28 protein-coding genes and 1 tRNA gene are annotated in these 23,826 nt (G+C 72.0%); 16 read left to right on the forward strand and 13 right to left on the reverse strand.

What is annotated here, in order from left to right:
- Positions 1-74: 74 nt before the first annotated feature.
- The gene (locus tag FE634_RS03700; RefSeq protein WP_137292362.1) at positions 75-566 is read right to left on the reverse strand and encodes a YajQ family cyclic di-GMP-binding protein; all 492 of its coding nucleotides are present in this window, start codon (positions 564-566) and stop codon (positions 75-77) included.
- Positions 567-695: 129 nt separating this feature from the next.
- Here FE634_RS03700 and FE634_RS03705 point away from each other — a divergent pair.
- The 12 genes from FE634_RS03705 (at position 696) to FE634_RS03760 (ending at position 8,956) form a co-directional block, all read left to right on the forward strand.
- Positions 696-777, forward strand: a tRNA-Tyr gene (locus FE634_RS03705).
- A gap of 145 nt (positions 778-922) precedes the next feature.
- Positions 923-1,681, forward strand: coding sequence for a hypothetical protein (locus tag FE634_RS03710; RefSeq protein ID WP_138875114.1), 759 nt, complete (start codon positions 923-925; stop codon positions 1,679-1,681).
- A 108-nt stretch (positions 1,682-1,789) separates the two neighbouring features.
- On the forward strand, positions 1,790-2,824 hold the full coding sequence (locus FE634_RS03715; protein ID WP_138875115.1) for an LLM class flavin-dependent oxidoreductase: 1,035 nt from the start codon (positions 1,790-1,792) through the stop codon (positions 2,822-2,824).
- Positions 2,825-3,076: 252 nt separating this feature from the next.
- Complete coding sequence (gene infA, locus FE634_RS03720) at positions 3,077-3,298, forward strand: translation initiation factor IF-1 (protein ID WP_134765350.1); 222 nt, start codon at positions 3,077-3,079, stop codon at positions 3,296-3,298.
- 30 nt (positions 3,299-3,328) lie between these two features.
- The gene (rpmJ, locus tag FE634_RS03725) at positions 3,329-3,442 is read left to right on the forward strand and encodes a 50S ribosomal protein L36 (RefSeq protein WP_091025735.1); all 114 of its coding nucleotides are present in this window, start codon (positions 3,329-3,331) and stop codon (positions 3,440-3,442) included.
- A 172-nt stretch (positions 3,443-3,614) separates the two neighbouring features.
- Positions 3,615-3,992: a 30S ribosomal protein S13 gene (rpsM, locus tag FE634_RS03730; protein ID WP_137292365.1), complete on the forward strand. Its 378-nt coding sequence runs from the start codon at positions 3,615-3,617 to the stop codon at positions 3,990-3,992.
- A 74-nt stretch (positions 3,993-4,066) separates the two neighbouring features.
- Positions 4,067-4,468 (forward strand): 30S ribosomal protein S11, encoded by a 402-nt coding sequence (gene rpsK, locus FE634_RS03735; RefSeq protein ID WP_134765348.1) that lies wholly within the window; start codon positions 4,067-4,069, stop codon positions 4,466-4,468.
- A gap of 26 nt (positions 4,469-4,494) precedes the next feature.
- Positions 4,495-5,103, forward strand: a complete 609-nt coding sequence (gene rpsD / locus FE634_RS03740; RefSeq protein ID WP_137292366.1) for a 30S ribosomal protein S4 — start codon at positions 4,495-4,497, stop codon at positions 5,101-5,103.
- A 110-nt stretch (positions 5,104-5,213) separates the two neighbouring features.
- A complete protein-coding gene (locus tag FE634_RS03745; RefSeq protein ID WP_134765346.1) occupies positions 5,214-6,230 on the forward strand; it encodes a DNA-directed RNA polymerase subunit alpha in 1,017 nt (338 codons plus the stop codon).
- Positions 6,231-6,393: 163 nt separating this feature from the next.
- The gene (rplQ, locus tag FE634_RS03750) at positions 6,394-6,990 is read left to right on the forward strand and encodes a 50S ribosomal protein L17 (RefSeq protein WP_138875116.1); all 597 of its coding nucleotides are present in this window, start codon (positions 6,394-6,396) and stop codon (positions 6,988-6,990) included.
- 113 nt (positions 6,991-7,103) lie between these two features.
- The gene (locus tag FE634_RS03755) at positions 7,104-7,667 is read left to right on the forward strand and encodes a SigE family RNA polymerase sigma factor (protein WP_316043822.1); all 564 of its coding nucleotides are present in this window, start codon (positions 7,104-7,106) and stop codon (positions 7,665-7,667) included.
- Positions 7,664-8,956 carry a hypothetical protein gene (locus FE634_RS03760; protein ID WP_148240359.1) on the forward strand — a complete coding sequence of 431 codons (1,293 nt, stop codon included), beginning with the start codon at positions 7,664-7,666 and terminating at the stop codon, positions 8,954-8,956. Before FE634_RS03755 ends, FE634_RS03760 begins: the two co-directional genes overlap by 4 nt.
- On the opposite strand, the gene FE634_RS03765 is transcribed toward FE634_RS03760, so the two are convergent.
- Positions 8,938-9,918 (reverse strand): ketopantoate reductase family protein, encoded by a 981-nt coding sequence (locus FE634_RS03765; protein WP_138875118.1) that lies wholly within the window; start codon positions 9,916-9,918, stop codon positions 8,938-8,940. The two genes, FE634_RS03760 and FE634_RS03765, sit on opposite strands and share 19 nt — an antisense overlap.
- 40 nt (positions 9,919-9,958) lie before the next feature.
- Here FE634_RS03765 and FE634_RS03770 point away from each other — a divergent pair, with 40 nt between their 5' ends.
- Complete coding sequence (locus FE634_RS03770; RefSeq protein ID WP_137292370.1) at positions 9,959-10,960, forward strand: 4-hydroxy-3-methylbut-2-enyl diphosphate reductase; 1,002 nt, start codon at positions 9,959-9,961, stop codon at positions 10,958-10,960.
- 9 nt (positions 10,961-10,969) lie between these two features.
- On the opposite strand, the gene FE634_RS03775 is transcribed toward FE634_RS03770, so the two are convergent.
- Positions 10,970-11,368 carry a GtrA family protein gene (locus FE634_RS03775; RefSeq protein WP_138877046.1) on the reverse strand — a complete coding sequence of 133 codons (399 nt, stop codon included), beginning with the start codon at positions 11,366-11,368 and terminating at the stop codon, positions 10,970-10,972.
- Positions 11,365-12,369: a glycosyltransferase family 2 protein gene (locus FE634_RS03780; RefSeq protein WP_138875119.1), complete on the reverse strand. Its 1,005-nt coding sequence runs from the start codon at positions 12,367-12,369 to the stop codon at positions 11,365-11,367. The genes FE634_RS03775 and FE634_RS03780 overlap by 4 nt, the downstream gene beginning before the upstream one ends.
- Positions 12,370-12,588: 219 nt before the next feature.
- Here FE634_RS03780 and FE634_RS03785 point away from each other — a divergent pair, with 219 nt between their 5' ends.
- Positions 12,589-13,209: an L-threonylcarbamoyladenylate synthase gene (locus FE634_RS03785; protein ID WP_138875120.1), complete on the forward strand. Its 621-nt coding sequence runs from the start codon at positions 12,589-12,591 to the stop codon at positions 13,207-13,209.
- On the opposite strand, the gene FE634_RS03790 is transcribed toward FE634_RS03785, so the two are convergent.
- The 3 genes from FE634_RS03790 to FE634_RS03800 form a co-directional block, all read right to left on the reverse strand.
- On the reverse strand, positions 13,172-13,666 hold the full coding sequence (locus tag FE634_RS03790) for a DUF6542 domain-containing protein (protein ID WP_187366814.1): 495 nt from the start codon (positions 13,664-13,666) through the stop codon (positions 13,172-13,174). The genes FE634_RS03785 and FE634_RS03790 overlap by 38 nt on opposite strands.
- A complete protein-coding gene (locus FE634_RS03795) occupies positions 13,663-14,775 on the reverse strand; it encodes a DNA recombination protein RmuC (protein ID WP_138875121.1) in 1,113 nt (370 codons plus the stop codon). The genes FE634_RS03790 and FE634_RS03795 overlap by 4 nt, the downstream gene beginning before the upstream one ends.
- Positions 14,776-15,090: 315 nt before the next feature.
- Positions 15,091-16,683: an EAL domain-containing protein gene (locus tag FE634_RS03800; protein WP_138875122.1), complete on the reverse strand. Its 1,593-nt coding sequence runs from the start codon at positions 16,681-16,683 to the stop codon at positions 15,091-15,093.
- A gap of 165 nt (positions 16,684-16,848) precedes the next feature.
- Here FE634_RS03800 and FE634_RS03805 point away from each other — a divergent pair, with 165 nt between their 5' ends.
- Positions 16,849-17,553, forward strand: coding sequence for a DUF1275 family protein (locus FE634_RS03805; RefSeq protein WP_262347568.1), 705 nt, complete (start codon positions 16,849-16,851; stop codon positions 17,551-17,553).
- 54 nt (positions 17,554-17,607) lie between these two features.
- Here the strand turns inward: FE634_RS03805 and FE634_RS03810 are convergent, their stop codons facing one another.
- Positions 17,608-18,387 carry an exodeoxyribonuclease III gene (locus FE634_RS03810; protein ID WP_148240360.1) on the reverse strand — a complete coding sequence of 260 codons (780 nt, stop codon included), beginning with the start codon at positions 18,385-18,387 and terminating at the stop codon, positions 17,608-17,610.
- 10 nt (positions 18,388-18,397) lie between these two features.
- Positions 18,398-20,515, reverse strand: coding sequence for a BTAD domain-containing putative transcriptional regulator (locus FE634_RS03815; protein ID WP_138875123.1), 2,118 nt, complete (start codon positions 20,513-20,515; stop codon positions 18,398-18,400).
- A gap of 129 nt (positions 20,516-20,644) precedes the next feature.
- Here FE634_RS03815 and ychF point away from each other — a divergent pair, with 129 nt between their 5' ends.
- Positions 20,645-21,721: a redox-regulated ATPase YchF gene (ychF, locus tag FE634_RS03820; RefSeq protein ID WP_137292377.1), complete on the forward strand. Its 1,077-nt coding sequence runs from the start codon at positions 20,645-20,647 to the stop codon at positions 21,719-21,721.
- A 42-nt stretch (positions 21,722-21,763) separates the two neighbouring features.
- Here ychF and FE634_RS03825 read toward each other — a convergent pair whose 3' ends face one another.
- The 4 genes from FE634_RS03825 to FE634_RS03840 form a co-directional block, all read right to left on the reverse strand.
- Positions 21,764-22,882, reverse strand: a complete 1,119-nt coding sequence (locus tag FE634_RS03825; protein WP_187366815.1) for a tyrosine-type recombinase/integrase — start codon at positions 22,880-22,882, stop codon at positions 21,764-21,766.
- Between the two features lie 3 nt (positions 22,883-22,885).
- Entirely contained in the window at positions 22,886-23,146 is a 261-nt protein-coding gene (locus FE634_RS03830) for a hypothetical protein (protein WP_138875124.1), read from the reverse strand.
- A 100-nt stretch (positions 23,147-23,246) separates the two neighbouring features.
- Entirely contained in the window at positions 23,247-23,603 is a 357-nt protein-coding gene (locus tag FE634_RS03835; RefSeq protein WP_138875125.1) for a hypothetical protein, read from the reverse strand.
- The gene (locus FE634_RS03840; protein ID WP_138875126.1) at positions 23,600-23,782 is read right to left on the reverse strand and encodes a helix-turn-helix transcriptional regulator; all 183 of its coding nucleotides are present in this window, start codon (positions 23,780-23,782) and stop codon (positions 23,600-23,602) included. Before FE634_RS03840 ends, FE634_RS03835 begins: the two co-directional genes overlap by 4 nt.
- Positions 23,783-23,826: the final 44 nt, after the last annotated feature.

The following is a 23,826-nucleotide window of genomic DNA, read 5'->3' on the forward strand; positions in this document are numbered from 1 at the left end:
TCGGCGCGGAGGTGAAGTCGAGGTCCGCCGAGTCGGCGTTCGCGCTCAACGCGAGCGCCGACTCGGCGGGGTGGTCAGCGGTAGTTGGTGAACTGCACCGCGAACTCGTAGTCCTGGCCCTTGACGAGCTGCTGGACGGCCTGGAGGTCGTCGCGCTTCTTCGAGGAGACGCGGAGCTCGTCACCCTGGATCTGGGCCTTGACGCCCTTGGGGCCCTCGTCGCGGATCAGCTTCGAGATCTTCTTGGCGTCCTCGGAGGTGATGCCCTCCTTGAGGGCGATGCCGATCTTGCTCTGCTGCCCCGACGGGCGGGGCTCGGAGGCGTCGAGGATCTTCAGGCTCTGCTGGCGCTTGATGAGCTTGTCCTTGAAGACGTCGAGGACGGCGCTGGCCCGGTCGTCGGCGGAGGCGGTGATCTCGATCGCCGCCTCGCCCTGCCACTCGATGGTGGCCCCGGTGCCCTTGAAGTCGAAGCGCGTGGCGATCTCCCGGGCGGTCTGCCCGAGTGCGTTGTCGACCTCCTGGCGGTCGATCTTGCTGACGATGTCGAACGACGAGTCGGCCATGGTGGTCGTGTGCTCCCAGCTGTGGGTTCGTGTGTCGGTCGTGCAGTCCGGTGCGATTCCGTCATCGGGATCGCGCTGCGCTATTCTCTTCCCTCGTCGCCGACCGGCCAAGCCGGAGGTGACTTTCCCGGCAGGTTGCCCGAGCGGCCAAAGGGAGCTGACTGTAAATCAGCCGGCACAGCCTACGCTGGTTCGAATCCAGCACCTGCCACAGCCGAGGGCCCGGACACCACGTCCGGGCCCTCCGTTGATTTGTTCCCGAAACCCCCTCGACGGGCAATCCGATGCGCCCGCCGCACCGGATACCCCACCACAGGTCCCGGCACCGGCCGGCACGCGACGAAGGGTTTCGACACATGCGCAACATCCTGGGCGGCAAGCGCCCGAGCGGTTCGATGGTGGTCTCCGTGGCAGCCCTGGTGGTCGCCCTCGGTGGCACCTCCTACGCGGCCGTCTCGATCGGGACCAAGGACCTCAAGGAGGGGGCCGTCACCTCGCCGAAGATCCGCGACGGCGCCATCCGCATGGTCGACCTCGCGCCGGGCGTGCGCCAGGGCACCCGGGGCCCGGCGGGTGCCGACGGTCAGGACGGCGCGGACGCCGCCGCCCGCTGGCTGCTCGTGGACCGCTCCGGCACGATCGTGGCCCAGTCCGGCGGCTTCGCGATCCGCACGGCCTACGACCTCGTCAACAACTCGGGTGCTCCCGTGCCGGCCGGCGCGCTCGGCAACGTCTACATCGACGCCAACGAGGACCTGTCCGACAACGCGATCACCGTGTCGGTCGCCCTGCAGAACAAGTACGACCAGAACGCCGACGGCACCGTCAACGGCCGCGCGCCGCTCGGGGACGCCAACCCCGAGTTCTCCGGCGAGGTCACCGCCACCGTGTGCGGGATCACCGACATCGTGGCCTGCGCCCCCACCGGTGCCGACACCCGGAAGACCTTCGTCGTCAGCCCCCGGCTCAGCGACGGCACGCTGACGGTCTCCGGCGCCGACGTCGCCGGTGGCTCCGGCCCGAACACCCACAAGCGGTTCTACGTGTCGATCAGCGGCGACTCCTCCGACTACGTCGAGCCGACCCCGGCCGTCCCGGCGGTCGCGCTTCCCTGAGCCGGGCGGGTGCCGAGCCACGGGTGGCCCAGGAATGACGCCGGCCCGGCACCCGCTCGCCCCGACCCGCGCGGAATGCGCGGGTCCGGTCGGGGGTTGAGCACGGTGATGACCACGCTGTCCGTGCTCGACCTCGTCCCCGTCCGCTCCGACCAGACCTCGGCGGACGCCGTCCGCGCCGGGCTGTCACTGGCCCGCGCGGCCGACGCCCTCGGCTACGAGCGCTTCTGGGTCGCCGAGCACCACAACATGCCGGCCGTGGCCGCGACCAACCCTCCGGTGCTGATCGCCATGATCGCCGCCGCCACCGAGCGGATCCGCGTCGGCAGCGGCGGCGTCATGCTGCCCAACCACGCGCCGCTCGTGGTCGCCGAGCAGTTCGCCCTGCTCGAGGCCGCCCACCCGGGTCGCATCGACCTCGGGATCGGCCGGGCCCCCGGCACCGACCCCGTCACCAGCTGGGCGCTGCGGCACGGCGCCGGGGGAGTGAGCGACGACGCGGTCACCCAGTTCCCGCAGTACGTCGACGACATCGTCGCCATGATGGACACCCAGGGCGTCGGCCTGAGCCTGCGCGGCCGCACCCACCTGCTGCGCGCGACGCCGCGCGCGGTCGGCGTCCCCACGCTCTGGCTGCTGGGCAGCAGCGACTACTCGGCCACCCTCGCCGCCGAGAAGGGCCTGCCGTACGTCTTCGCGCACCACTTCTCCGGCCAGGGCACCGCCGAGGCGCTGCGGCTGTACCGCAGCCGCTTCCAGCCCTCGCCCGAGCTGGCCGAGCCCCGGACCTTCCTCACCGTCAACGCCTCCGTCGCCGCGACCGCCGAGGAGGCGCTGCGCCTGGCGCAGCCGCAGCTGCACATGATGCTCGCGCTGCGCACCGGCCAGCCGCTCGAGGCGCAGGTGCTGGTCGAGGAGGCCGAGAAGCGCGAGCTGCGGGTCGACGAGCAGCAGCTGGTCGACTCGATGGCCGAGCGCTGGGTCATCGGCGACGCCGCCACCGGCCGGGCCCGGATCGAGGAGCTCGCCACGACGTACGGCGTCGACGAGGTCATGGTCAATGCCGTCGGCGGCGCCTACCTCGGCACCGACCCGGCCGCCTCGCCGGCCCGCGAGGAGACGCTCCGCCTCCTGGCGGGGTGAGGGCCCAGCAGATTCGTGTTTCGGGGCCGACAGGTCCTAAACTGGTGTGTCGGCCCAACATGGGTCTGTTTCGTGACGCCTCGCGGCTGCTCGAGCCAGTGGTGACCACTCCAGCCAGAACCTTGGCAGAGCTGATCGGCGCTGCGCCCGGGAGTGGCGTCCCGAGACGGCTGCATGAGGTCCACGGCTCCGCCGGAGTCGAGGTTCCCGGGTCGAACGGTAGACACCACGAAGCGATCGGATAGTGAGGACATGCCGAAGAAAGAAGGCGTGATCGAAATGGAGGGCTCCATCACGGAGGCCCTCCCCAACGCGATGTTCCGGGTCGAGCTCAGCAACGGCCACAAGGTGCTCGCACACATCAGCGGCAAGATGCGCCAGCACTACATCCGGATCCTCCCCGAGGACCGCGTCGTGGTGGAGCTCTCGCCGTACGACCTCACGCGAGGTCGCATCGTCTACCGCTACAAGTAGCCAACAGCCGAGATCAGAAGGTCCTGACACATGAAGGTCAACCCGAGCGTCAAGAAGATCTGTGACAAGTGCAAGACGATCCGTCGTCACGGCGTCGTCATGGTCATCTGCGAGAACCCGCGCCACAAGCAGCGTCAGGGCTGATCCAGCCCCCGCTCCTGCGGTGCACCACAACTGAACACACCCACCAACGCGATCGCTAGGCCTCTCCCGGGAGGCTGAAGCACCTCCGGAGCAGAAGGCCGGAGCCGGATCCCTCGAGGACGTCCCGGACGCATCGCGCACGAAACCTCTGCAGGAATCGAAAGGCCATCACATGGCACGCCTCGTCGGCGTCGACCTCCCGCGCGACAAGCGCGTCGAGATCGCGCTCACCTACATCTACGGCATCGGCCGTACCCGTTCCCAGAAGCTCCTCGAGCTCACCGGTGTCGACCCCAACATGCGGGTGCACCAGCTGGGCGACGACGAGCTGGTCAAGCTCCGTGACGAGATCGAGGCCCAGGAGTTCAAGATCGAGGGCGACCTCCGTCGTGAAGTCCAGGCCGACATCCGTCGCAAGATCGAGATCGGCAGCTACCAGGGACGCCGCCACCGCCAGGGCCTCCCGGTCCGCGGTCAGCGCACCAAGACCAACGCGCGTACCCGCAAGGGCCCCAAGCGCACGGTTGCCGGCAAGAAGAAGGCCAAGTGACCGCTCGCTGCCTGCTCACGCAGACGGCGCGCACCCAGCCTTCGACCACAGACCAGCTCACAAGGAGATAACCGATGCCTCCCAAGGCTCGCGCGGCAGCCAAGAAGGTGCGCCGCAAGGAGAAGAAGAACGTCGCTCAGGGCGAGGCCCACATCAAGAGCACGTTCAACAACACGATCGTCACCATCACCGACCCCACCGGGGCCGTGATCTCGTGGGCCTCGGCCGGCACCGTCGGCTTCAAGGGCTCGCGCAAGTCGACCCCGTACGCCGCGCAGATGGCCGCCGAGGCCGCCGGACGCCGGGCGATGGAGCACGGCATGAAGAAGATCGACGTCTTCGTCAAGGGCCCCGGCTCCGGGCGCGAGACCGCGATCCGTTCGCTGGGTGCGATCGGCCTCGAGGTCGGCACCATCCAGGACGTCACCCCCGCCCCCCACAACGGCTGCCGCCCGCCCAAGCGCCGGCGCGTCTGACCCGAGACAGAACAGGAGACTGACCCATGGCCCGTTACACCGGACCCATGACCCGGAAGTCGCGCCGTCTCGGTGTCGACCTCGTCGGTGGAGACGCTGCGTTCGAGAAGCGTCCCTACCCTCCCGGCCAGCACGGCCGCGCCCGCATCAAGGAGAGCGAGTACCGCACCCAGCTGCAGGAGAAGCAGAAGGCCCGCTTCACCTACGGCGTGATGGAGCGCCAGTTCCACAACTACTACGTCGAGGCCTCGCGTCGCACCGGCAAGACCGGTGAGAACATCCTCCAGCTCCTGGAGTGCCGCCTCGACAACGTCGTCTACCGCGCCGGCTTCGCGCGCTCGCGTCGTCACGCCCGGCAGCTGGTCGTCCACGGCCACTTCCTGGTCAACGGCCGCAAGGTCGACATCCCGTCGTTCCAGGTGACCCAGTACGACATCATCGACGTGCGCGAGAAGTCGCTCGAGATGACGCCGTTCATCATCGCCCGCGAGACCCAGGGCGAGCGGGTCGTCCCGGCCTGGCTGCAGGTCGTCCCGGGCCGCATGCGGGCCCTGGTGCACTCCGTGCCGGTGCGCGCGCAGATCGACATGCCGATCCAGGAGCAGCTGATCGTGGAGTACTACTCCAAGAAGTGATCCTCATGTGGTCGGGGGACTTCCGTCCCCCGACCACCGCTCCATCTTCCTTTTCACCTCTGCAGTTCGGGTCCGTCAAATAGCGGGTGGGCCCGGAAAGGAAAACACCAGTGCTCATCGCACAGCGCCCCACCCTCTCGGAAGAGACCGTCGGCGACTTCCGCAGCCGCTTCGTCATCGAGCCCCTCGAGCCCGGCTTCGGCTACACGCTCGGCAACTCGCTGCGTCGCACCCTGCTCTCGTCGATCCCCGGTGCCTCCGTCACCAGCATCAAGGTCGACACCGTGCTCCACGAGTTCTCGACGATCGAGGGCGTCAAGGAGGACGTCACCGAGATCATCCTGAACCTGAAGGGCCTCGTCGTCTCCTCCGAGCACGACGAGCCCGTCACGATGTACCTGCGCAAGTCCGGTGCCGGCGACGTCACCGGTGCCGACATCGCGCCGCCGGCCGGCGTCGAGGTCCACAACCCCGACCTGAAGATCGCCACCCTGTCCGACAAGGGCAAGCTGGAGATGGAGCTGGTCGTCGAGCGCGGTCGCGGCTACGTGTCCGCCGTCCAGAACAAGGGCAACGACAACGAGATCGGCCGGATGCCGGTCGACTCGATCTACAGCCCGGTCCTCAAGGTGACCTACAAGGTCGAGGCCACCCGTGTCGAGCAGCGCACCGACTTCGACAAGCTCGTCATCGACGTCGAGACCAAGCCGTCCATCCTGCCCCGCGACGCCATCGCGTCGGCCGGCAAGACGCTGGTCGAGCTCTTCGGCCTGGCCCGTGAGCTCAACGTCGAGGCCGAGGGCATCGACATCGGCCCCTCGCCCGTCGACGAGCAGCTCGCCGCCGACCTCGCCCTCCCGGTCGAGGACCTGCAGCTGACGGTCCGGTCCTACAACTGCCTCAAGCGCGAGGGCATCCACACCGTGGGTGAGCTCATCAGCCGCTCGGAGCAGGACCTGCTCGACATCCGCAACTTCGGTGCGAAGTCGATCGACGAGGTCAAGGCCAAGCTGGTCGAGATGGGCCTGTCCCTCAAGGACAGCGCGCCCGGCTTCGACCCGCACGCGGCGCTGGCCGCCTACGGCGACGACGACGACGACGCCTTCGTCGAGGACGAGCAGTACTAGAGCACCCGCGCGCGGTGCCGGCCCCGGCCCACCGAACGGCTCGACCTGTGACCAGGTCGGGCCGACGGTGGCCGGGGCCGGCACCCGCACCGGCTCGACCGCACCACCCACCATCACCTCTAACCCGGGTACCTGACACGGCCCGGGAGAATCGAGAAGGACCATGCCCGCACCGAAGAAGGGTGCCCGCCTCGGCGGTAGCCCGGCCCACCAGCGCCTCATCCTGGCGAACCTGTCGACGCAGCTCTTCGAGCACGGCCGGATCACCACCACCGAGGCGAAGGCGCGCACGCTGCGTCCGCACGCCGAGAAGCTGATCACCAAGGCCGTCAAGGCCCACAACGGTCAGAACCCGCTGCACCAGCGTCGCGAGGTCCTCAAGACCATCCGCGACAAGGGTGTCGTGCACCTCCTCTTCACCGAGATCGCGCCGACCTTCGCCGAGCGTCCCGGTGGCTACACCCGGATCACCAAGATCGGTCCCCGCAAGGGCGACAACGCCCCCATGGCCGTGATCGAGCTCGTCACCGAGGCCTACCAGCCGAAGGCGAAGACCTCGAAGGCCAAGGCCGAGCCGGCCGCCCCGGTGCTCGACAAGGCCGAGGAGACCCCGGCCGAGGAGACCGAGGCCGAGGCGACCGAGTCGGAGGCGCCCGAGTCGGAGTCGACCGAGTCCGAGGCCACCGAGATGAAGGCCACCAAGGACGAGGCCGTCGAGGACGCCGACGCCGAGGCGCCGGCCGCGGACGAGAAGGCCTGATCCGCAGCAGAAACCCCGCTCGAGGGCCCCGTCACCGATGGTGACGGGGCCCTCGTCGTTTTCGGTCACGACCGCAGGCAACCATCCGGGCAGGCAGGATGGTCCCTCCTGACATGACCACCGACCAGACGCTCGCGGAGGCGTCCCGGAGCGAGAGGCAGCGGATGGCGCCCGACCGGGTCGACTTCGACCAGTTCGTGGCCGCCCGCTCGACGGCGCTGCTGCGCACCGCCTACCTCCTGACCCGCGACCACGCCCTCGCCGAGGACCTCCTCCAGACCGCGCTCGCCAAGGCGTGGTTCTCCTGGTCCCGGGTGACCGGACACCCCGAGCCCTACGTCCGCAAGATCCTCCTCAACACCTACAACTCGTGGTGGCGGCGCCGGTGGAACGGCGAGCACGCCACCGACGAGCTGCCGGAGTCGGGCGTCCCCGACGGCACCGACGCCGTCGACGCGGGCAACGACCTGTGGGACGCGATGGGCCGGCTGCCGCGCCGGCAGCGGGCGGTCGTCGTCCTGCGCTACTTCGAGGACCTCACCGAGGCCCAGACCGCCGACCTCCTCGGGTGCAGCGTCGGCACCGTCAAGAGCCAGACCAGCAAGGCCCTCGCGAAGCTGCGGATCGACCCCGCGCTCGCCGAGGACACCCACGAGACGACGGAGGAGCGGGCATGAACGGCATCGACGACCTGCGCAGGACGCTGGAGACCCACGCCGACGACGTCCTCGACGTGACCGCGGCCGACCGGGGGGCCGGCATCCAGCGCCGGATCCGGACGACGCGGCGCCGCCGCACCGCGGTCGCCGGGGCCACCGCCGCCGTCGTCGCCGCGACCGCGCTCGTGGCGTTCCTGCCCGGCGACCGCGACTCCGGCCCCGACGCCGCCGGCCCCACCGTCTTCGGGATCGACCTCCCGGCCACCATCGACTCGCTTGGCTTCACCTACGACTACGACGAGCACGTCCGCGGGGAGGAGCGGGCCGTGCTGCGGCTCGAGGCGTCCGACGAGCCGCGCCTGGTGTCGTGGGGCACCTCGACCGACGACGACCGGGTGACGGTCGAGGTCGGTGCCGGCGGCGAGAGGCGGACCTTCGACGGCGCCGACTTCACCGACTGGACCTACGTCGCGCCGGGGGAGGCGGTGCGGGTGTCGGCCCGGGTCGGCACCGGGGACGTCTCGCTCGCGGCGTACACGCTGGGCGAGCCCCGCCCCGAGGGCGTGAGCGCCGACGGCGTGACCTACCGCGACGCCATCGCCGGGGGGACCCTGCTCGGTGCCGCCGTCGGGGAGCCCGGGCAGGCCGAGGTCGTCGTCGAGCCGGTGGCCGCCCTCGACGGCCGCACCGACGTCTTCTACGCCTCCTACTGCGCCGGGGCCCCGGCCGGTGCCTTCCTCCACGTCGCGACCGCCGACGGCGAGGTCGTCTCCGGTGGCGGCTGCGACGACTCGCGCGTGCCGGTCGACCCCGCCGTGGTGGGCGGGATGACCCAGGCGGTGGGCCCGCGCCAGGACCTCGCCACGCGGTTCTACGTCACCGACGGCGAGGACGGACCGCTCGTCGAGGACGACGACCTCCGCGTCGGCCTCGGTCTCTACGCCCAGGACGCGCCCCGCGACCTCGGTGACGGCATCGAGCTGCCCGAGCGGGTCGAGCACGACGGCCACGCCTGGCAGCTGGTCGAGACGGCGTCGCCCGACCTCGGACCCGACGGCGCCGCCGTGGCGGTGCCCGACCTGGACGGGCGGACGCTGGCCCTCATCGCCTACACCCGCGCCGACGACTCGCGGATCACCTACGAGGTCGACGGCGACGACAGCAGCAGCGTGTCCTACGTCGGGGGCGGCACCTTCACCGCCGACCTGCCGGCCGGCGCGGCGGAGGTCGCGCTCGTGAGGCTCGGGGGCGCTCCCGTCCCCGCGGAGGCCGCGGTCGGGTTCGGGTTCTACGTCCTGGCCGACTGAGCGTCCAGCTCGTCGAGGAGCCCCGCCGCAGGAACGGTCTGCGGCGGGGCTCCTCGCCGGACGACGTCGTGCAGGGTGCGGCGGACCAGCTCGTTGGCCGGCGTCGGGACGCCGTGCAGGCGGCCCAGCAGGACGATCTCGCCGTTGAGGTGGTCGACCTCGACGTCGCCGGTGCCGCGACGCACGCTCTGCCAGGTCGAGGAGCCGACGCCGTCGCGGTCGACGAGCGGGCGGAGCAGCTCGCCGCGCCGCTCGGTGTCGGCCGCCTCGCTCACCACCTCGATGCCGGCCGCGGCCAGGACGTCGTCCGCCTCGGCGTGGAGCAGGCCGACCAGCGCGTCGGCGTCCTCCCCGGGCGGGCAGGCCGCGTTGACCGCGTTGCCGAGGTTGGTCAGGAGCTTGCGGTGCTTCCACGCCATGACGTCGGGGCGCGGGAGGCTCTCGAACCCGGCGGCGGTGAGGTCGGCGGCGACCCGGCGGGTGGTGTCGTCGACGCCGGTCGGGTAGCGGCCGACGTCGAGCAGCCCGGGGCGGCCGGCGGAGTGCAGCCGCACCCGCCCCGGCTCGAGGTGGCTCGACGGCATCATCACCGTCACCGCCTGGACGTGCTCGACGTGGCGCAGCAGGGTGCGCTCGTTGGAGACGCCGTTCTGCAGCGAGACCACCGGTGTGGCCGGGAGCAGGTGCGGCACCAGGTCGGCGAGCGCGGCCGCGGTCTGCTGCGACTTCACCGCGAGCAGCACGACGGTGTCGTCGGTGATCGCCGCCTCGGCCGGGGTGCCGACCACGGGCACGGCGAGCACCCGCTCGGCCTCGTGGCCCACCCGCAGCCGGAGGCCGTCGTCGCGGAGCGCGGCGAGGTGCGCGCCGCGCGCCACGAGGGTGACGTCGATCCCGGCGGCGTGGAGCAACCCGCCCACACCACCGCCGATGGCTCCGGCCCCGACCACGAGAAACCTCACGGATGTCTGTCTACCAGGAGCCCGCTCGTAGACTGGCGGCATGACCACCGACGTCGGGATGCCCTCCGTCCTCTCCCCGGACGAGGCCGAGCGCGCCGTGCTGCTGGCCGCGCCGCGCGGCTACTGCGCCGGCGTCGACCGTGCGGTCGTGACCGTCGAGAAGGCGCTCGACCTGTACGGGTCACCGGTCTACGTGCGCAAGCAGATCGTGCACAACAAGCACGTCGTCGCCGACCTGGAGTCGCGGGGCGCGGTGTTCGTCGAGGAGCTGCAGGAGGTGCCGGCCGGTGCCACGGTCGTGTTCTCCGCCCACGGCGTCTCGCCCGAGGTGCACCGCCAGGCCGAGGAGCGCGACCTCAAGACGATCGACGCGACCTGTCCGCTGGTGACCAAGGTCCACCACGAGGCCAAGCGCTTCGCTGCCGACGACTACGACATCCTGCTCATCGGCCACGAGGGGCACGAGGAGGTCGAGGGCACCGCCGGCGAGGCGCCCGACCACATCCAGCTCGTGCAGAGCCCGGCCGACGTGCCCGGCATCGTGGTCCGCGACCCCGCCCGCGTCGCCTGGCTCTCCCAGACCACGCTCTCGGTCGACGAGACGCTCGAGACCGTCGCCGCGATCCGCGAGCGCTTCCCGCTGCTGCTCGACCCGCCCAGCGACGACATCTGCTACGCCACCCAGAACCGGCAGCTCGCGGTCAAGGAGATCTCGCCGGAGGCCGACCTCGTCATCGTCGTGGGCTCGGCGAACTCCTCGAACTCGGTGCGCCTGGTCGAGGTCGCCCTCGAGGCCGGTGCGAAGGCGTCGTACCGGATCGACGACGTCTCCGAGCTCGACGACGCCTGGCTCGACGGCGTCCGCACCGTCTCGGTCACCTCGGGTGCCTCGGTCCCCGAGACCCTGGTCGACGGCGTCCTGGCCCACCTCTCCGAGCGTGGCTACCCCGACGCCCGCGCCGTGCACTCGGCCGAGGAGTCGCTCATCTTCTCGCTCCCCAAGGAGCTCCGCCGCGACCTCAAGGCCGCCGGGCGGTCCTGACCCCACCGCTCAGGGGGTCGCGCCGGCCTCCGTCGTGGGCCACACGACGTAGCGGTAGGCCACGAAGTTGGCCACGAACGAGACGCCGATCGAGAGCACCTTCACCACCGGCAGCGGTTCGACGACGTCGACCAGCAGGTGGATGACGAGGGGCTGGAAGAGCCACATCACCGTGCCGGTCGAGGCGAGGAAGAGCAGCGCGTGCCGCAGGGTCAGGCGGCCGGCGGAGAAGGTGAACAGCCCGTTGACCACGAAGCTGAACGTCATCCCAGCGCTGGTCGAGACGAAGTTGGCCAGCACGATGCCGAACCGGTCGTGCAGCAGCAGGAACAGGCCGAGGTCGAGCGCGGTGTTGACGACGCCGACGCCGGCGAACCGGACCAGGGTCGGCGAGAGGACGGGCTTCAGGAGGCACCGGGCCGGGAGCCGCGGGCGGTCAGGGCCAGGGAGTAGAGCGGGCGGTCCTGGGCCTCGGTGTAGACGCGGCCCAGGTAGGTGCCGATGACGCCCATCATGATCAGCTGCAGGCCGCTGAGCAGGAACATGCCGACACCGAGGAACGCCCAGCCGGGGACCGACTCCTCCGGCACGAGGATCCGGACGCCGGCCACGTAGATCGCCAGCAGCACCGAGAACGCCGAGATGGCGAACCCGAGCCGGGAGATCCAGCGCAGCGGCGCCGTCGAGAAGCCGACCAGGCCGCTCGCGGCGAACCGGATCATCTTGCGCAGCGGGTAGCCGGTCTCGCCGGCGTGGCGCGGGTCGCGGTCGAAGAGCAGCGCCTCCTGCCGGAAGCCGACGTGGGCCACGATGCCCCGCAGGAAGCGGTCCTGCTCGCGGTAGCGCGACACCTCGGCCACGACCTTGCGGTCCATCAACCGGAAGTCGCCGACGTTGCGCGGGATCTCGATGTCGGCCATCCGGTCGAGCACCCAGTAGAAGCCGTACGCAGTGGCCCGCTTGAACGGCGAGTCCTGGCGGCTGCGGCGCTGGGCGAAGACGACGTCGACGCCGCTCTCCCACAGCCCGAGCATCTCGATGCTGACCGCCGGCGGGTCCTGGAGGTCGGTGTCCATGATGATCACCGCGTCGGCGTTCGCACAGGCGTCGATGCCGGCGGTCACCGCCACCTGGTGGCCGCAGTTGCGCGACAGGCCCAGGACGGCGACCCGGTCGTCGTCCGCGCGCAGCTCGAGCAGCCGGTCGAGGGAGTCGTCGCGGCTGCCGTCGTCGACGTAGACGAACTCGAAGTCGAGGTCGGGTCGCGCCGTCGTCGCCTCGACGAGGGCGGCGTGGAACACCGCGACGTTCTCGGACTCGTTGAACACCGGCAGCACGTAGGCGACGCGACGTCGCCCGGCGTCGGCACCCGGGGCGGCGGGCTGCTCGTCGGTCTCGGGCAGGGGCATCGTGGTCGGTCCTTCGTCGGTGCTGCTCGGATCCTCTGTCTACCGGGCCGAACGCCACCAACACTGTGCCTGACCCGGGTGTCCGCCACGAAATCCATCTCCCGTCGTCCCCCACCCCCCGCTGACCCGTCAGTGATCAGCGACGGGTCAGTGGGGAATCCACGCCGACCCGTCGCTGATCAGCGACGGGTCAGCGGGGTGGGGTGGAGAATGGGGAGCATGGCCCGCTTCGTCGACATCCACCCCGACAACCCGCAGCCCCGGCTCGTGCAGCAGGTGGTCGACGCGCTGCTCGACGACCAGCTGATCGCCTACCCGACCGACTCGGGGTACGCGCTCGGGTCGCGGATCGGGAACCGGGCCGGGCGCGACCGGATCCTCCGGATCCGCGGCCTCGACGACCGGCACCACTTCACGCTCGTGTGCAAGGACTTCTCGCAGCTCGGCCAGCTGGTGCACGTGAACAACGCGGCGTTCCGGGCGATCCGGTCGGCGACGCCGGGGCCGTACACGTTCATCCTCCCCGCGATGCCCGAGGTGCCGAAGCGGCTGCTGCACCCGAAGAAGAAGACCGTCGGGGTGCGCATCCCCGACCACCGGTTCGTGCAGCAGCTGCTGGAGGCGCTGGGGGAGCCGCTGCTGAGCAGCTCGCTGATCCTGCCGGGCGAGTCCGGGCCCCGCACCATGGGCTGGGAGATCAAGGAGGACCTCGACCACGAGGTCGACGTCGTCGTGGAGGCCGGGGAGACCCCGGCGGAGTCGACGACGGTGGTCGACTGGTCGAGCGGTGAGCCCGAGGTGATCAGGCGGGGAGCCGGGGACCCGGACCGCTTCGCCTGAGCGGGGCCTCGGCGCCGGCGGGGACGTCGGCGGCGTCGCCGTCGAGGGCGTGGCGGGCCGCCGCGACCCGCTGCCGGACGACGAGGACGACGAGCGCGAGCCCGTAGCCGAGGGCCAGTGCCACGGCGTGGTGCGACAGCCCGGAGATGACGGCCTGGACGACGCCGTCGTCGGCGCGGGCGATCGCCTCGGAACGCGACATCGCGAGCAGCAGGAACGTCGACAGCATCAGCAGCGGTGGCAGGACGCCGACGGTGAAGAAGTCGGGCAGCCGGACCGCGAGCGCGAGCCCGACGCAGAGGACGACGAAGCCGAGGTCGAAGAGCAGCCCGACCTGGGCGGTGAGCAGCAGGTCGACGGCGGCCGCGGTGAGGGCGAGGGCCACCCCGAGCGCGGCCATCTCGCGGCCGGGCTCGTGACCTTCCTCCCACACCGTGCGGGACCCGGGCAGGTTCACAGCTCCAAACTACGGCGCGGCGCGTCCTCCTCGGTGTCGGCGCGCCGGGCGGGCTGCACCGCTCTGAGCGGGACGGCGCGGGGCGTGGGCAGCTCGTCGGAGGTGACGCCGAGGTCCCCGAAGCGGCGCGCCTGCACCAGGACGCGCGAGTCGAGGGAGGCGACGGCACTGTTGTAGTGCTCGACGGCGCCGTTGAGCGAGCGGCCCACCCGGTCGAGGTGCGCGCCGAACGTGCCCAGCCGGCCGTGCAGCTCGCGCCCGAGCCGGTGGATCTCGCCGGCCTGGGTGGTGAGGGCCTCGTGGGTCCAGCCGTGGGCCACCGTGCGCAGCAGCGCGATCAGCGTGGTCGGCGTCGCGAGCACGACGCCGCGACCGGCGGCGTGCTCGAGGAGCGTGCCGTCCTCCTCCAGCGCCGCGGAGAGGAACGACTCCGCCGGCACGAAGAGGACGACGAACTCCGGCGACTCCGCCAGCGACCTCCAGTACCCCTTCGAGCCGAGCTGGTCGACGTGGGTGCGGAGCTGGCGCGCGTGGCGGGCCAGGTGGTGGGCGCGGACGTCGTCGTCGTCGGACCCGGTGGCGTCGAGGAAGGCGTCGAGCGGGACCTTGGAGTCGACGACGACCGACCGGCCGCCGGCCAGGTGGACGACGAGGTCGGGCCGGCGCACGCCGTCGTCGAGGCGGACCTGCTCGGAGAAGTCGCAGCGGTCGACCATGCCGGCGAGCTCGACGGCGCGCCGCAGGTGCAGCTCGCCCCACTGCCCGCGCACCTGCGGCTTGCGCAGCGCGGTGGACAGCGTCTGGGTCTCGCGACGCAACGAGTCGGTGGAGGAGCGCATGTCGCTGACCTGCTGGTGCAGCTGGCTCTGCCAGGAGATCCGGTTGTGCTCGAGGTCGCGCATCTGGTCGTGCAGCCGCTCCAGGCTCTCGCGGACGACGGCCTGCTGGTCGAGCGCCGCGTCGAGCCGGCGCTCGGCCGCGGTGTCGACCGGCGCCGCGGCCGGCTCCACCCGCGCGCGCAGCAGGCCGGTGGCGTACCCCAGCGCCCCACCGGCCACGAGGCCGAGCAGCAGGCCGAGGGCGAGCGTGGCGGCGGTCCCGGTGTCCATGGCGTCAGTGTGGCTGGCACCGCCGACAGTCCGGCTCGCGTCCGGCGCCACGTCCGGCCCCACGTCCGGCCCCTGGCGCGCAATTGCCGAGGTTGGCTCGGTTGCGGCGGTCAGAAGTGAGCCGATCTCGGCAATTGCACCGGGTGGGCCCACGGTGCGGCCTCAGGTGCGCAATTGCCGACTTTCGCTCGGTTGGGGCGGTCAGAATCGAGCGAACCTCGGCAATTGCGCCGGATGGGCACCCTCGCCTCGCCCCGGCCGGACTGCCAGCCCACGCCACCAACCGGCCGCAGCATCGGACGGACGAGGGTCGGGCTACTCCGGGGCTGGCCCGGTGGGCATCTGGAGGCCGAGGGCGGAGACGGAGGCGAGTGCGGCCTCGGCGGGGGCGGGTGGGGCGAAGTAGGTGCCCTGGGCGAGGGTGATGCCGAGCGCGCGGGCGGCGGCGGCCTCGGCGGCGGTCTCGATGCCCTCGGCGACGGCGACCTGGTCGAGCTCGCCGATCATCCGGCTGACGTTGCCGAGCACCGTGCGTCCGCCGCTGCCCTCGGTGTCGGCGATGAGGGCGCGGTCGATCTTGACCCACTCCCAGTCCCAGCTGGTGAGCAGCCCGAGGGCGGAGTAGCCGGCGCCGAAGTCGTCGACGGCGAGGCCGATGCCGCCGGCGGCCAGCTCGGCCGCGATCGCGCGCTGCGACGGCGTCCACCGGGTCACGTGCCGCTCGGAGATCTCCAGCACGAGGTGGACGTCGAGGTCGGCCATCCGCCCGGGCAGCGACCGGAGCAGCCGACTGTCCTCGTGCAGCTGCTCGAACTCGATGTTGACGCCGAGGGTCAGGGGCTGCCCGGCACGCGCGGCGATCGAGCCCATCGTCTCGAGCCCGTGGTCGAGGACGACGGCGGTCAGCTCGTCGAGCATGCGGAGCTGGGCGGCGGCGCCGATCAGCATCATCGGCGAGACCGGGCCGAACTCGAGCTGGCGGGCGCGCACCAGCGCCTCGTAGCCGACGATCTCCTCGGCGCCCAGGTCGACGACGGGCTGGTAGGCCACCTCGACCCGGCCCTGGTCGATCATGTCGCGGAGCACGGTGCGGTCGTCGTACCACCGGGGCGGGAGCATCGCCGGGGTGCGGGCCCGCTTGCGCTGGCGCATCTGCCGCTCGGCGCGGCGCAGCAGCGCGTCGGGGTCGTCGGTGCCCGACAGCGACAGCGCCTCGCCGATGCTGACCTCGACCTGCAGGACGGCCTCGCCGACGAGGATCGGGCCCCGCAGCGTCTCGTGCAGGTGGGCGACCAGGCGCTCGAGGTCGGCGGCGTCCTCGAGGTGCCGGACGACGGCGGCGAACTCGTCGCCCCCCATCCGCGCGGCGAAGGAGCCGGGCGGCAGCACGTCGCTGCGCAGCCGGACGCCGATCTCCTGCAGCACCACGTCGGCGTCGAGGTGCCCGAGGGTCTCGTTGAGCCGCTTCATGCCGTCGATGTCGAGGAACAGCACGGCCAGCGTCTCGTCGCTGCGGGAGCTCATCGTCTGGTCGAGCAGCTCGCGGAAGTGGCCCTGCTGCCACAGCCCGGTGAGCTCGTCGGTGAGCGCCTGGCGGCGCAGCCGGGCGTCGCGGCGGGCGGCGTGCCGCGACGCGGTCGCCATCGTGACCAACGCGTTGAGCAGCCGACGGTCGAGCTCGGAGAACGGCAGGCCGCCGGGGGGCCGACGGGCGACCAGGAACCGCTGCTCGCCGAGGTCCAGGCTGACGTCGGGGGGCGGCGTGGCGAAGTCCTGGAGCAGGACGTCGCCCGGCACCGCCCGTCGCGACCAGCCGAGCAGCCACTCCTCGATCCGCTCCTCGGGCCACGGCATCTCGGTGGCCGCCTCCGCGAGGACGTCGATGAGGACGCGATCGTCCCCGCTCATGCCCACACCATGGGGAGGAGCGTAGAGATGCCCGGGCCTCCGCGGGGCAGATCCCGCGATTGCCGCCGACCCGCGAGACGACCCGGGCCCTCCACGTCAGGTGCGCCGCGTCTCGCGCCGACGCAGCGGCCGGGGCGCGTGGTCGCCGGCTGGAAGGATCACCGGGTGAGGAACCGCCTGGCCGCCGTGCCGTCCGACCGCGTGCACCTGTGGCTGATGCTGCTGCTGACCTTCGGGACGGGGGTCGTCGACGCCGTGGGCTACCTCGGCCTCGACCGGGTGTTCACCGGCAACATGACCGGCAACGTCGTCATCCTCGGCATGGCCCTGGTCGGGGCCGACGACCTCCCGGTGCTCGGCCCGGTGCTCGCGCTGGGTGGGTTCATGGCCGGCGCCGCGCTCGGTGGCCGGGTGCTGAGGCGCGCCGCCGGCGCGTGGACCGGCCTGACGACGGCGCTGTTCGCGGTGGTGGCCGTGCTGGTGCTGGCCCTGGCGGTCGTGCTGTTCGCCGTCGGTGACCACCCCGGTCGCTGGGTCGAGATCACGGTGACCACGGTGCTCGGTGCCGCCATGGGCGTCCAGGCCGCGACCGCGCGGTTCATCGCCGTCAAGGACGTCACCACCGTCGTGGTCACCTCGACCATCACCGGCCTGGCCGCCGACTCCACGCTCGGCTCCGGCAAGGGCGGTGGCTCCGGACGCCGGGTGCTCGCCGTCCTGCTCATCCTCGCCGGCGCCGCCGCTGGCGCCGCGCTCCTGCGCTGGCACCTCGGCGCCGGGCTGGTCCTGTCCGGCGCCGTCGTCGCGGTGGCGACCGTGGTGGGCGCGGTGCACACCACGGTCGCGGCGGCGACCCCCGCGCCGGGCTAGGCCCCCGGCGCCGACCGGGACAGCGGCCGGAATGCTGACCGGGACGTCGGCCGGTCAGTCGGCGAGGTCGACCACGACGGGGGCGTGGTCGCTGGCCCCGGTGCCGGCACGCTCGTCGCGGTCGACGAACGCGCCGGTCACGGCGGAGGCGAACGCCGGCGAGCCGAGCACGAAGTCGATGCGCATGCCGCGGTTGCGCTCGAAGCGCTGCCGGTAGTAGTCCCAGTACGTGTAGCCGCCCGGTCCGGGGCTGTGCGGCCGGACCACGTCGGCGTACCCGTCGTCGAGGAAGGCCTGGAACGCCGCCCGCTCCGGCGCGGTGACGTGGGTGGACCTGGCGAACGCGGCGATGTCGAAGACGTCCTCGTCGAGCGGGGCGATGTTCCAGTCGCCGACCAGCGCGGTCGGGCCGTCGAGCCACGGCTGGGCGGCGGCGCGGAGTCGGGCCAGCCAGTCGAGCTTGTAGACGTAGTGGGGGTCGTCGACCTTGCGCCCGTTGGGCACGTACAGCGACCACACCCGGACGCCGCCGCAGGTGACGCCGATCGCCCGGGCCTCGCCGGCGACGGGGTCGCCCCAGCCGGGCATCCCGGGGAAGCCGACCTCGACGTCGTCGAGGCCGACCCGGCTGATGACCGCGACGCCGTTCCACTGGTTGACGCCGGCGGAGGCGACCTCGTAGCCCATCGACTGCAGGCCCATCAGCGGCAGCTGGTCGTCGCGGGCCTTCGTCTCCTGCAGCGCCAGGACGTCGACGTCGTGGCGCTCGAGGAACGCCTCGACCCGGCCGATGCGCGAGCGCAGGGAGTTGACGTTCCAGGTGGCCAGGCGCACGCCGGTCAGCCTAGGTGTAGGGCGTCAGCAGGTCGGCGAGCGGCGTGATGGGAGCGCCGATCTGCTTCATCCGGGTGCTGTAGCCGCGGTAGGCCCGCCGGGCCTCGCCGTGCCGGCGCGCCTGGTGCAGGGTCGTGATGAGGTGGTGGTGGGACGGCTCGTCGTAGGGGTCGTCGGCGATCAGCCCGACCAGCCACGGGATGGCGCGCTGCTGCTCGCCGCGCCCGAGCAGCGCCAGGGCGAGCTCGCGCTTGACCTCCAGGGCGCTCGACAGCAGCTCGTCGCGGACGTCGACGGTCCAGTCGCTGTAGGGGTCGTCCTCGAGGTAGTGGCCGGTGTACATCGCGGCGGCCCGCTCGAGCTCCTCCACGACGGCGAGGTCGGTGCGCTCGCCGGAGCGCAGCGCCCGGAGGGCACCGGTGGCGGTCTGGGTGAACACCACGGCGTCGATCTCGACGTGCTCGGTGTCGAGGCGGACGGCCTCGCGGTCGGCGCGCAGGTAGTGGTCGGAGGGGTGCTCCTTCCCCGGGTCGAGCACCCCGCGCAGCGTCGACAGGACGACGGAGAGGCGGTTGCCGCTGCCGGGGGAGTCGGGCCACAGGTGCTCCGAGAGCGCCTCGCGGGTGATCGGCCGCCCGCGGCGCCCGGCGAGGATCTTGAGGGCGTCGCGGGACTTGCGCGACTGCCAGGCCGACGCCGGCACCGTCTCGCCGTCGCACAGGACGGCGAACGCGCCGAGCGTGCGGATCGCGACCCGGGCGCGGTCGGCGCCTCCGAGGGCCTGCAGCGGTCCGGCGATCCGGGTGGCGTCGTCGCGGACGCCGAGCGCGCGCAGCCGCCGACGGGCGGCCTGCTCCTCGACGTGGTCGGTGGTCGCCCGGGCCCGCAGGGCCTGGTTGGTCGCCAGGCCGATGGAGTTGGCGGTGCTGCGCCACAGCGTGCCGGCCTCGTCGAGGAGGTCGACGGCGCGCGGACCGGACATCAGCAGCGACTGGAGCTCGAGGGACTCGGCCAGCCCCCGGGAGTCGTGGCGGCGTCCGGCCTCGCGGACGGCGAGGCGGGAGTACTCCCCGGCGGCCGCCTTGTCGCCCGTTGCGAGGCAGACCCACCCGGCGGCGAGCAGCGGCTCGACCTGGCCGACGGCGGCCGGCTGGTCGAGGGCCTGCTTCACCAGGCCCTGGGCCTCGTCGAGGTCGTCGACGACGAGCACGCGGGCCAGGCCGGAGGTCGCCGGCACGATGATCTGGGCGTTGTTGGTGCGCTCGGCGATCGCCAGGGCCTCGCGGTAGGCCAGCGCGGCCTGGGTGGCGTTGCCGCAGAGCCGGTTGGCGTCGCCGATGCCGACCACGGCCAGGCCGAGCAGCGGCGACTCCGACGTCCGCGTGATGGTGCGGGCCAGGTGCAGCTCGGCCAGGCACTCCTCGAGCCGGCCGAGGCCGAGGAGCGAGTCGGAGCGGGTGATGAGGCTGAGCGCGCGGACCGGGCCGGGGGCGGCCACCGACTCGGCGAGGGCGATCGCCCGGTCGAGGTGGGTCAGCGCCTCGGTGTAGCGGCCCTCGGAGTTGCAGCGCGAGCCGAGGTTGTTGTGGATGCGGGCCTGGGTGAGGACGTCGCCCGCGCGCTCGGCGGCCGTGAGGGCCTTCTCGTAGGCCACGAGGTTGGCGTCGAGGTCGCCCTCGAGCACGCACACGAGGGCCTGGCTGATCCAGGCGGCGGCGACCGCGGAGTCGTTGCCGCAGGCCAGCGCCTCCTGCACTGCCTGGTCGGACAGGCGACGGCTGGCGACGGCGTCGCCGGTGGCCCACAGCGTGGAGGCGTGGCTGGCGTGGAGGAACGCGACGTCGACCGGGTCGGTCGGGGTGCCCGGCTGGTCGCCCGCCTCGTCGCCGGCGCGGGCGTAGACGAGGAGCGCCTCGGCGAACCGACCGGCCTGGTGCAGCGCGTAGCCGTGGCGCCAGGCGAGCGCGACCGGCAGGGCGCCGCCGTCGGGGGCGACGACGGCCACGGCGCGCTCGAGCAGCGGGACGCCGGCGAGCAGCAGCGTGTCGTGCGCCGGGCTGCCCACAGCGGCCAGGACCGCCGCGCGGTCCTGGGCGCCGATCGCGCGCTCGAGAGCCTCAGCCGTCATGTCCCCGTCCCTGGGACCCCTCGTGCGTGCAGGTCCGCAGCCCCCAGGATAGGCGCTGGCGGCCGGATCGCCGCCGAGTTGTCCGTGCCGATCCTCGGTTGGGCGACGCCGCCCGTAGACTCGCCGCCCGTGGCACTCACCATCGGGATCGTCGGCCTTCCCAACGCCGGCAAGTCGACCCTCTTCAACGCGCTCACCAAGAACGACGTCCTCGCGGCGAACTACCCGTTCGCGACCATCGAGCCGAACGTCGGCGTCGTCGGCGTCCCCGACGAGCGGCTGCCGAAGCTGGCGGAGGTCTTCGGCAGCGCCAAGATCCTCCCCGCGACGGTCGAGTTCGTCGACATCGCGGGCATCGTCAAGGGCGCCTCGGAGGGGGAGGGGCTGGGCAACAAGTTCCTCGCCCACATCCGGGAGTCGGCCGCGATCTGCCAGGTGACCCGGGTCTTCCGCGACGAGGACGTCACCCACGTCGACGGCGAGGTGAACCCCTCCAGCGACATCTCGACGATCCAGACCGAGCTGATCCTGGCCGACCTGCAGACGGTCGAGAAGGCGATCCCGCGGCTGGAGAAGGAGGCGCGCGGCCGCAAGGAGCTCGCCGCCAACCTCGCCGCCGCCAAGGAGGCGCTGGCCGCGCTCGAGTCCGGCACCCCGATCATCGACACCACGATCGACCGCGACCTGATCCGCGAGCTGTCCCTGCTGACGGCCAAGCCGTTCATCTACGTCTTCAACTGCGACGCCGACGAGCTCTCCGACGAGGCGCTCAAGGACCAGATGCGGGCCCTGGTCGCGCCCGCCGAGGCGATCTTCCTCGACGCCAAGTTCGAGGCCGAGCTCGTCGAGCTCGGCGACGACGACGAGGCCCGCGAGATGCTCGCCGAGATGGGCATCACCGAGCCCGGCCTCGACGGCCTGGCCCGCGTCGGCTTCGACACCCTCGGCCTGCAGACCTACCTCACCGCCGGCCCCAAGGAGTCGCGCGCCTGGACGGTCCGGAAGGGCGCCACCGCCCCCGAGGCCGCCGGCGTCATCCACACCGACTTCCAGCGCGGCTTCATCAAGGCCGAGATCGTCTCCTTCGACGACCTGGTCGAGCTCGGCTCGATGCAGAAGGCCAAGGAGGCCGGCAAGGTCCGCATGGAGGGCAAGGACTACGTGATGGCCGACGGCGACGTGGTGGAATTCCGCTTCAACGTCTGACTATTGACCGTTTGCCCAGGTCAGAGGGGGTGTGCGGGTTCTTCAGGGCCCCTCTGCCCTCACAGCGCCCTCAGTAGAACGGTTGACTTCGGCAACCAGTGCCGCCGCAGCGTCCCTCACGCGGTCCTCTGCGGTGGGCCAGAGGTGGGCGTACGTCGTCAGTGTCGTCGTCGACTTGGCGTGCCCCAGAGCGCGCTGGACGGCCACCACGTCACAACCCGAAGCGATCAGACCTGACGCGAAGAAGTGACGTAGGTCGTGCAGCCGGACGCCCTGGACGCCGGCCCGCTTGAGCGTCGTGCGCCAGCGGTGACCGACGGTGTTCTGGTGAGGCGGGACGTCCTCGACACCGGAGAACAACCACTCGTTGGCGAGGCCGAGCCCGACGTGCTCGGCGAGGATCTCGAGCAGCGCGTCCGGGACGGCGACGGTCCGCTCGGAGTTGTACTTCGGCAGCCGGATCTCTATCTCGCCGTCGCCAAGGCGCTGCACCTGGCGACGGACGTGCACCTGGCGGCGCAAGAAGTCGACGTCGCCGACCTTGAATGCAGCTGCCTCGCCGAGCCGGAGGCCGGCGAAGGCGCACAGGGCGACGAACGCACGGAACCGGAGGTCGGAGGCGTCGAGGATGCGCCGGACCACGTCGGGCGGGGGGATCTCCATCGACGCCTCGCGCCTGCGCTGGCGGGGGAGCCGGACGGTGACGGTCGGGTCTGCGGCGATCATCCCGTCGCGCACGGCGGCGCGGAAGACCGTCCGGACGTTGACGAACCGGGTCTTGATGGTGCCGGGCGCCAACGGTCGCTTGCGGTCCTTGGTCGCCACCGTCATCGACTTCACCCAGGCCTCGACGTGGCTGACCTTGATCTGGCGCAGGTCGATGCCACCGAAGGTGGCCGACCGGGCGGCCAGGTGCATGGCCTTACGGGTGCCGTCGGTCCAGACCTGGTTCTGCTCCCATGCCTGGAAGTAGTGCAGGAACGACACCTTGCCGGCCTGGGGGTCGACCCATCGGCCGCGGTCGAAGGCGTCGAGCTGCTGACGGCGCCACCGGACGGCGTCGGCCTGCTTGGCGAAGGACTGCTCGTGCTGGCGTCCGGTCTCGGGATGGCGGTAGCGAGCCCGCCAGGAGCCGCCCCGACGTGTGATCCCCTCGGCCATGGCCTACTCCTCGTCGCTCGCCGTCGTCGCACCGTCCACGGTAGGCGCTGGCGAGGACACCTGGCCCGGTTGCTCTGCTTGCTTCGCGAGGCCGCGAAGCCGGGCCGCCTCGCGGACACTGATCCCGCAGGCCGCTGCTGCTTCGCGCGCGGGCGCCCACCGCAGCGCCGTTATCTCGGTGAGCAGACGACCGGCGCGGAGGTCGAGGGCGTCGACCGCGGCGTCGCGCTGGGCGAGCGCGTCACGGACGCGGGCGATCAGCACCTCTGCCTGGCGGTTCCGATCGCGCCGGGCTCGCGCCGGTCCGGTCCGGTCCGGCCCTCCCCGTGGTCGCGTCGGGCGCGCTGGAGATCCTGTTGCCGGCTCACCGGTGTCCCCACCTCAGCTGTGGCCGGGGCTTGGGCTGGAGTCGCTCGATCTCCGACTGGACGCTGTTCCACCTCGAGTCCTGGAGCAGCCCGGCCTCGGACCGCTCGCGGATGTCGCGCAGCACCCGCCGGCAGGCGGCGGGGGAGTCCAGGACTGCGCGCACGTGCTCCTCGAGCGTGACCGCCACCGGGACGTGCTCGACCGCGATGGCCCCGTTCGCGGCGGCTCGGCGTTCCTCGGATGCTGCCCGGCGGCACGCCTGCGAGCACCACCGCCGTGGTCGCCCCGGCTTGCGCGGGTGCGGCTCGTGGAACGTCGTGCCGCACCGCGGGCAGGTCTCCTCGAGGATCATGTCTCGTTCGCCAGCCCGAGTGTCCACTGGATGACGGTCGCCGCGTGCCAGCGCAGGTGCTTTCCGACGCGGAACCCACGGGGGCCGTAGCCGGTGGTGCGCCACCCGTAGATGGTCTGCTTGGGCACGCCGAGGTAGGTGGCGACCTGGTCGATGTCCCAGAGCTCCTGGAACTCCATTGGCCGACTCGGCCGATCTGCAGGCAGAGGCGGCGGGGTCCGTC

Origin of the sequence: Nocardioides sp. S-1144 (assembly GCF_005954645.2) — a bacterium.
In the GTDB taxonomy this organism is placed as follows: Bacteria; Actinomycetota; Actinomycetes; order Propionibacteriales; family Nocardioidaceae; genus Nocardioides; species Nocardioides dongxiaopingii.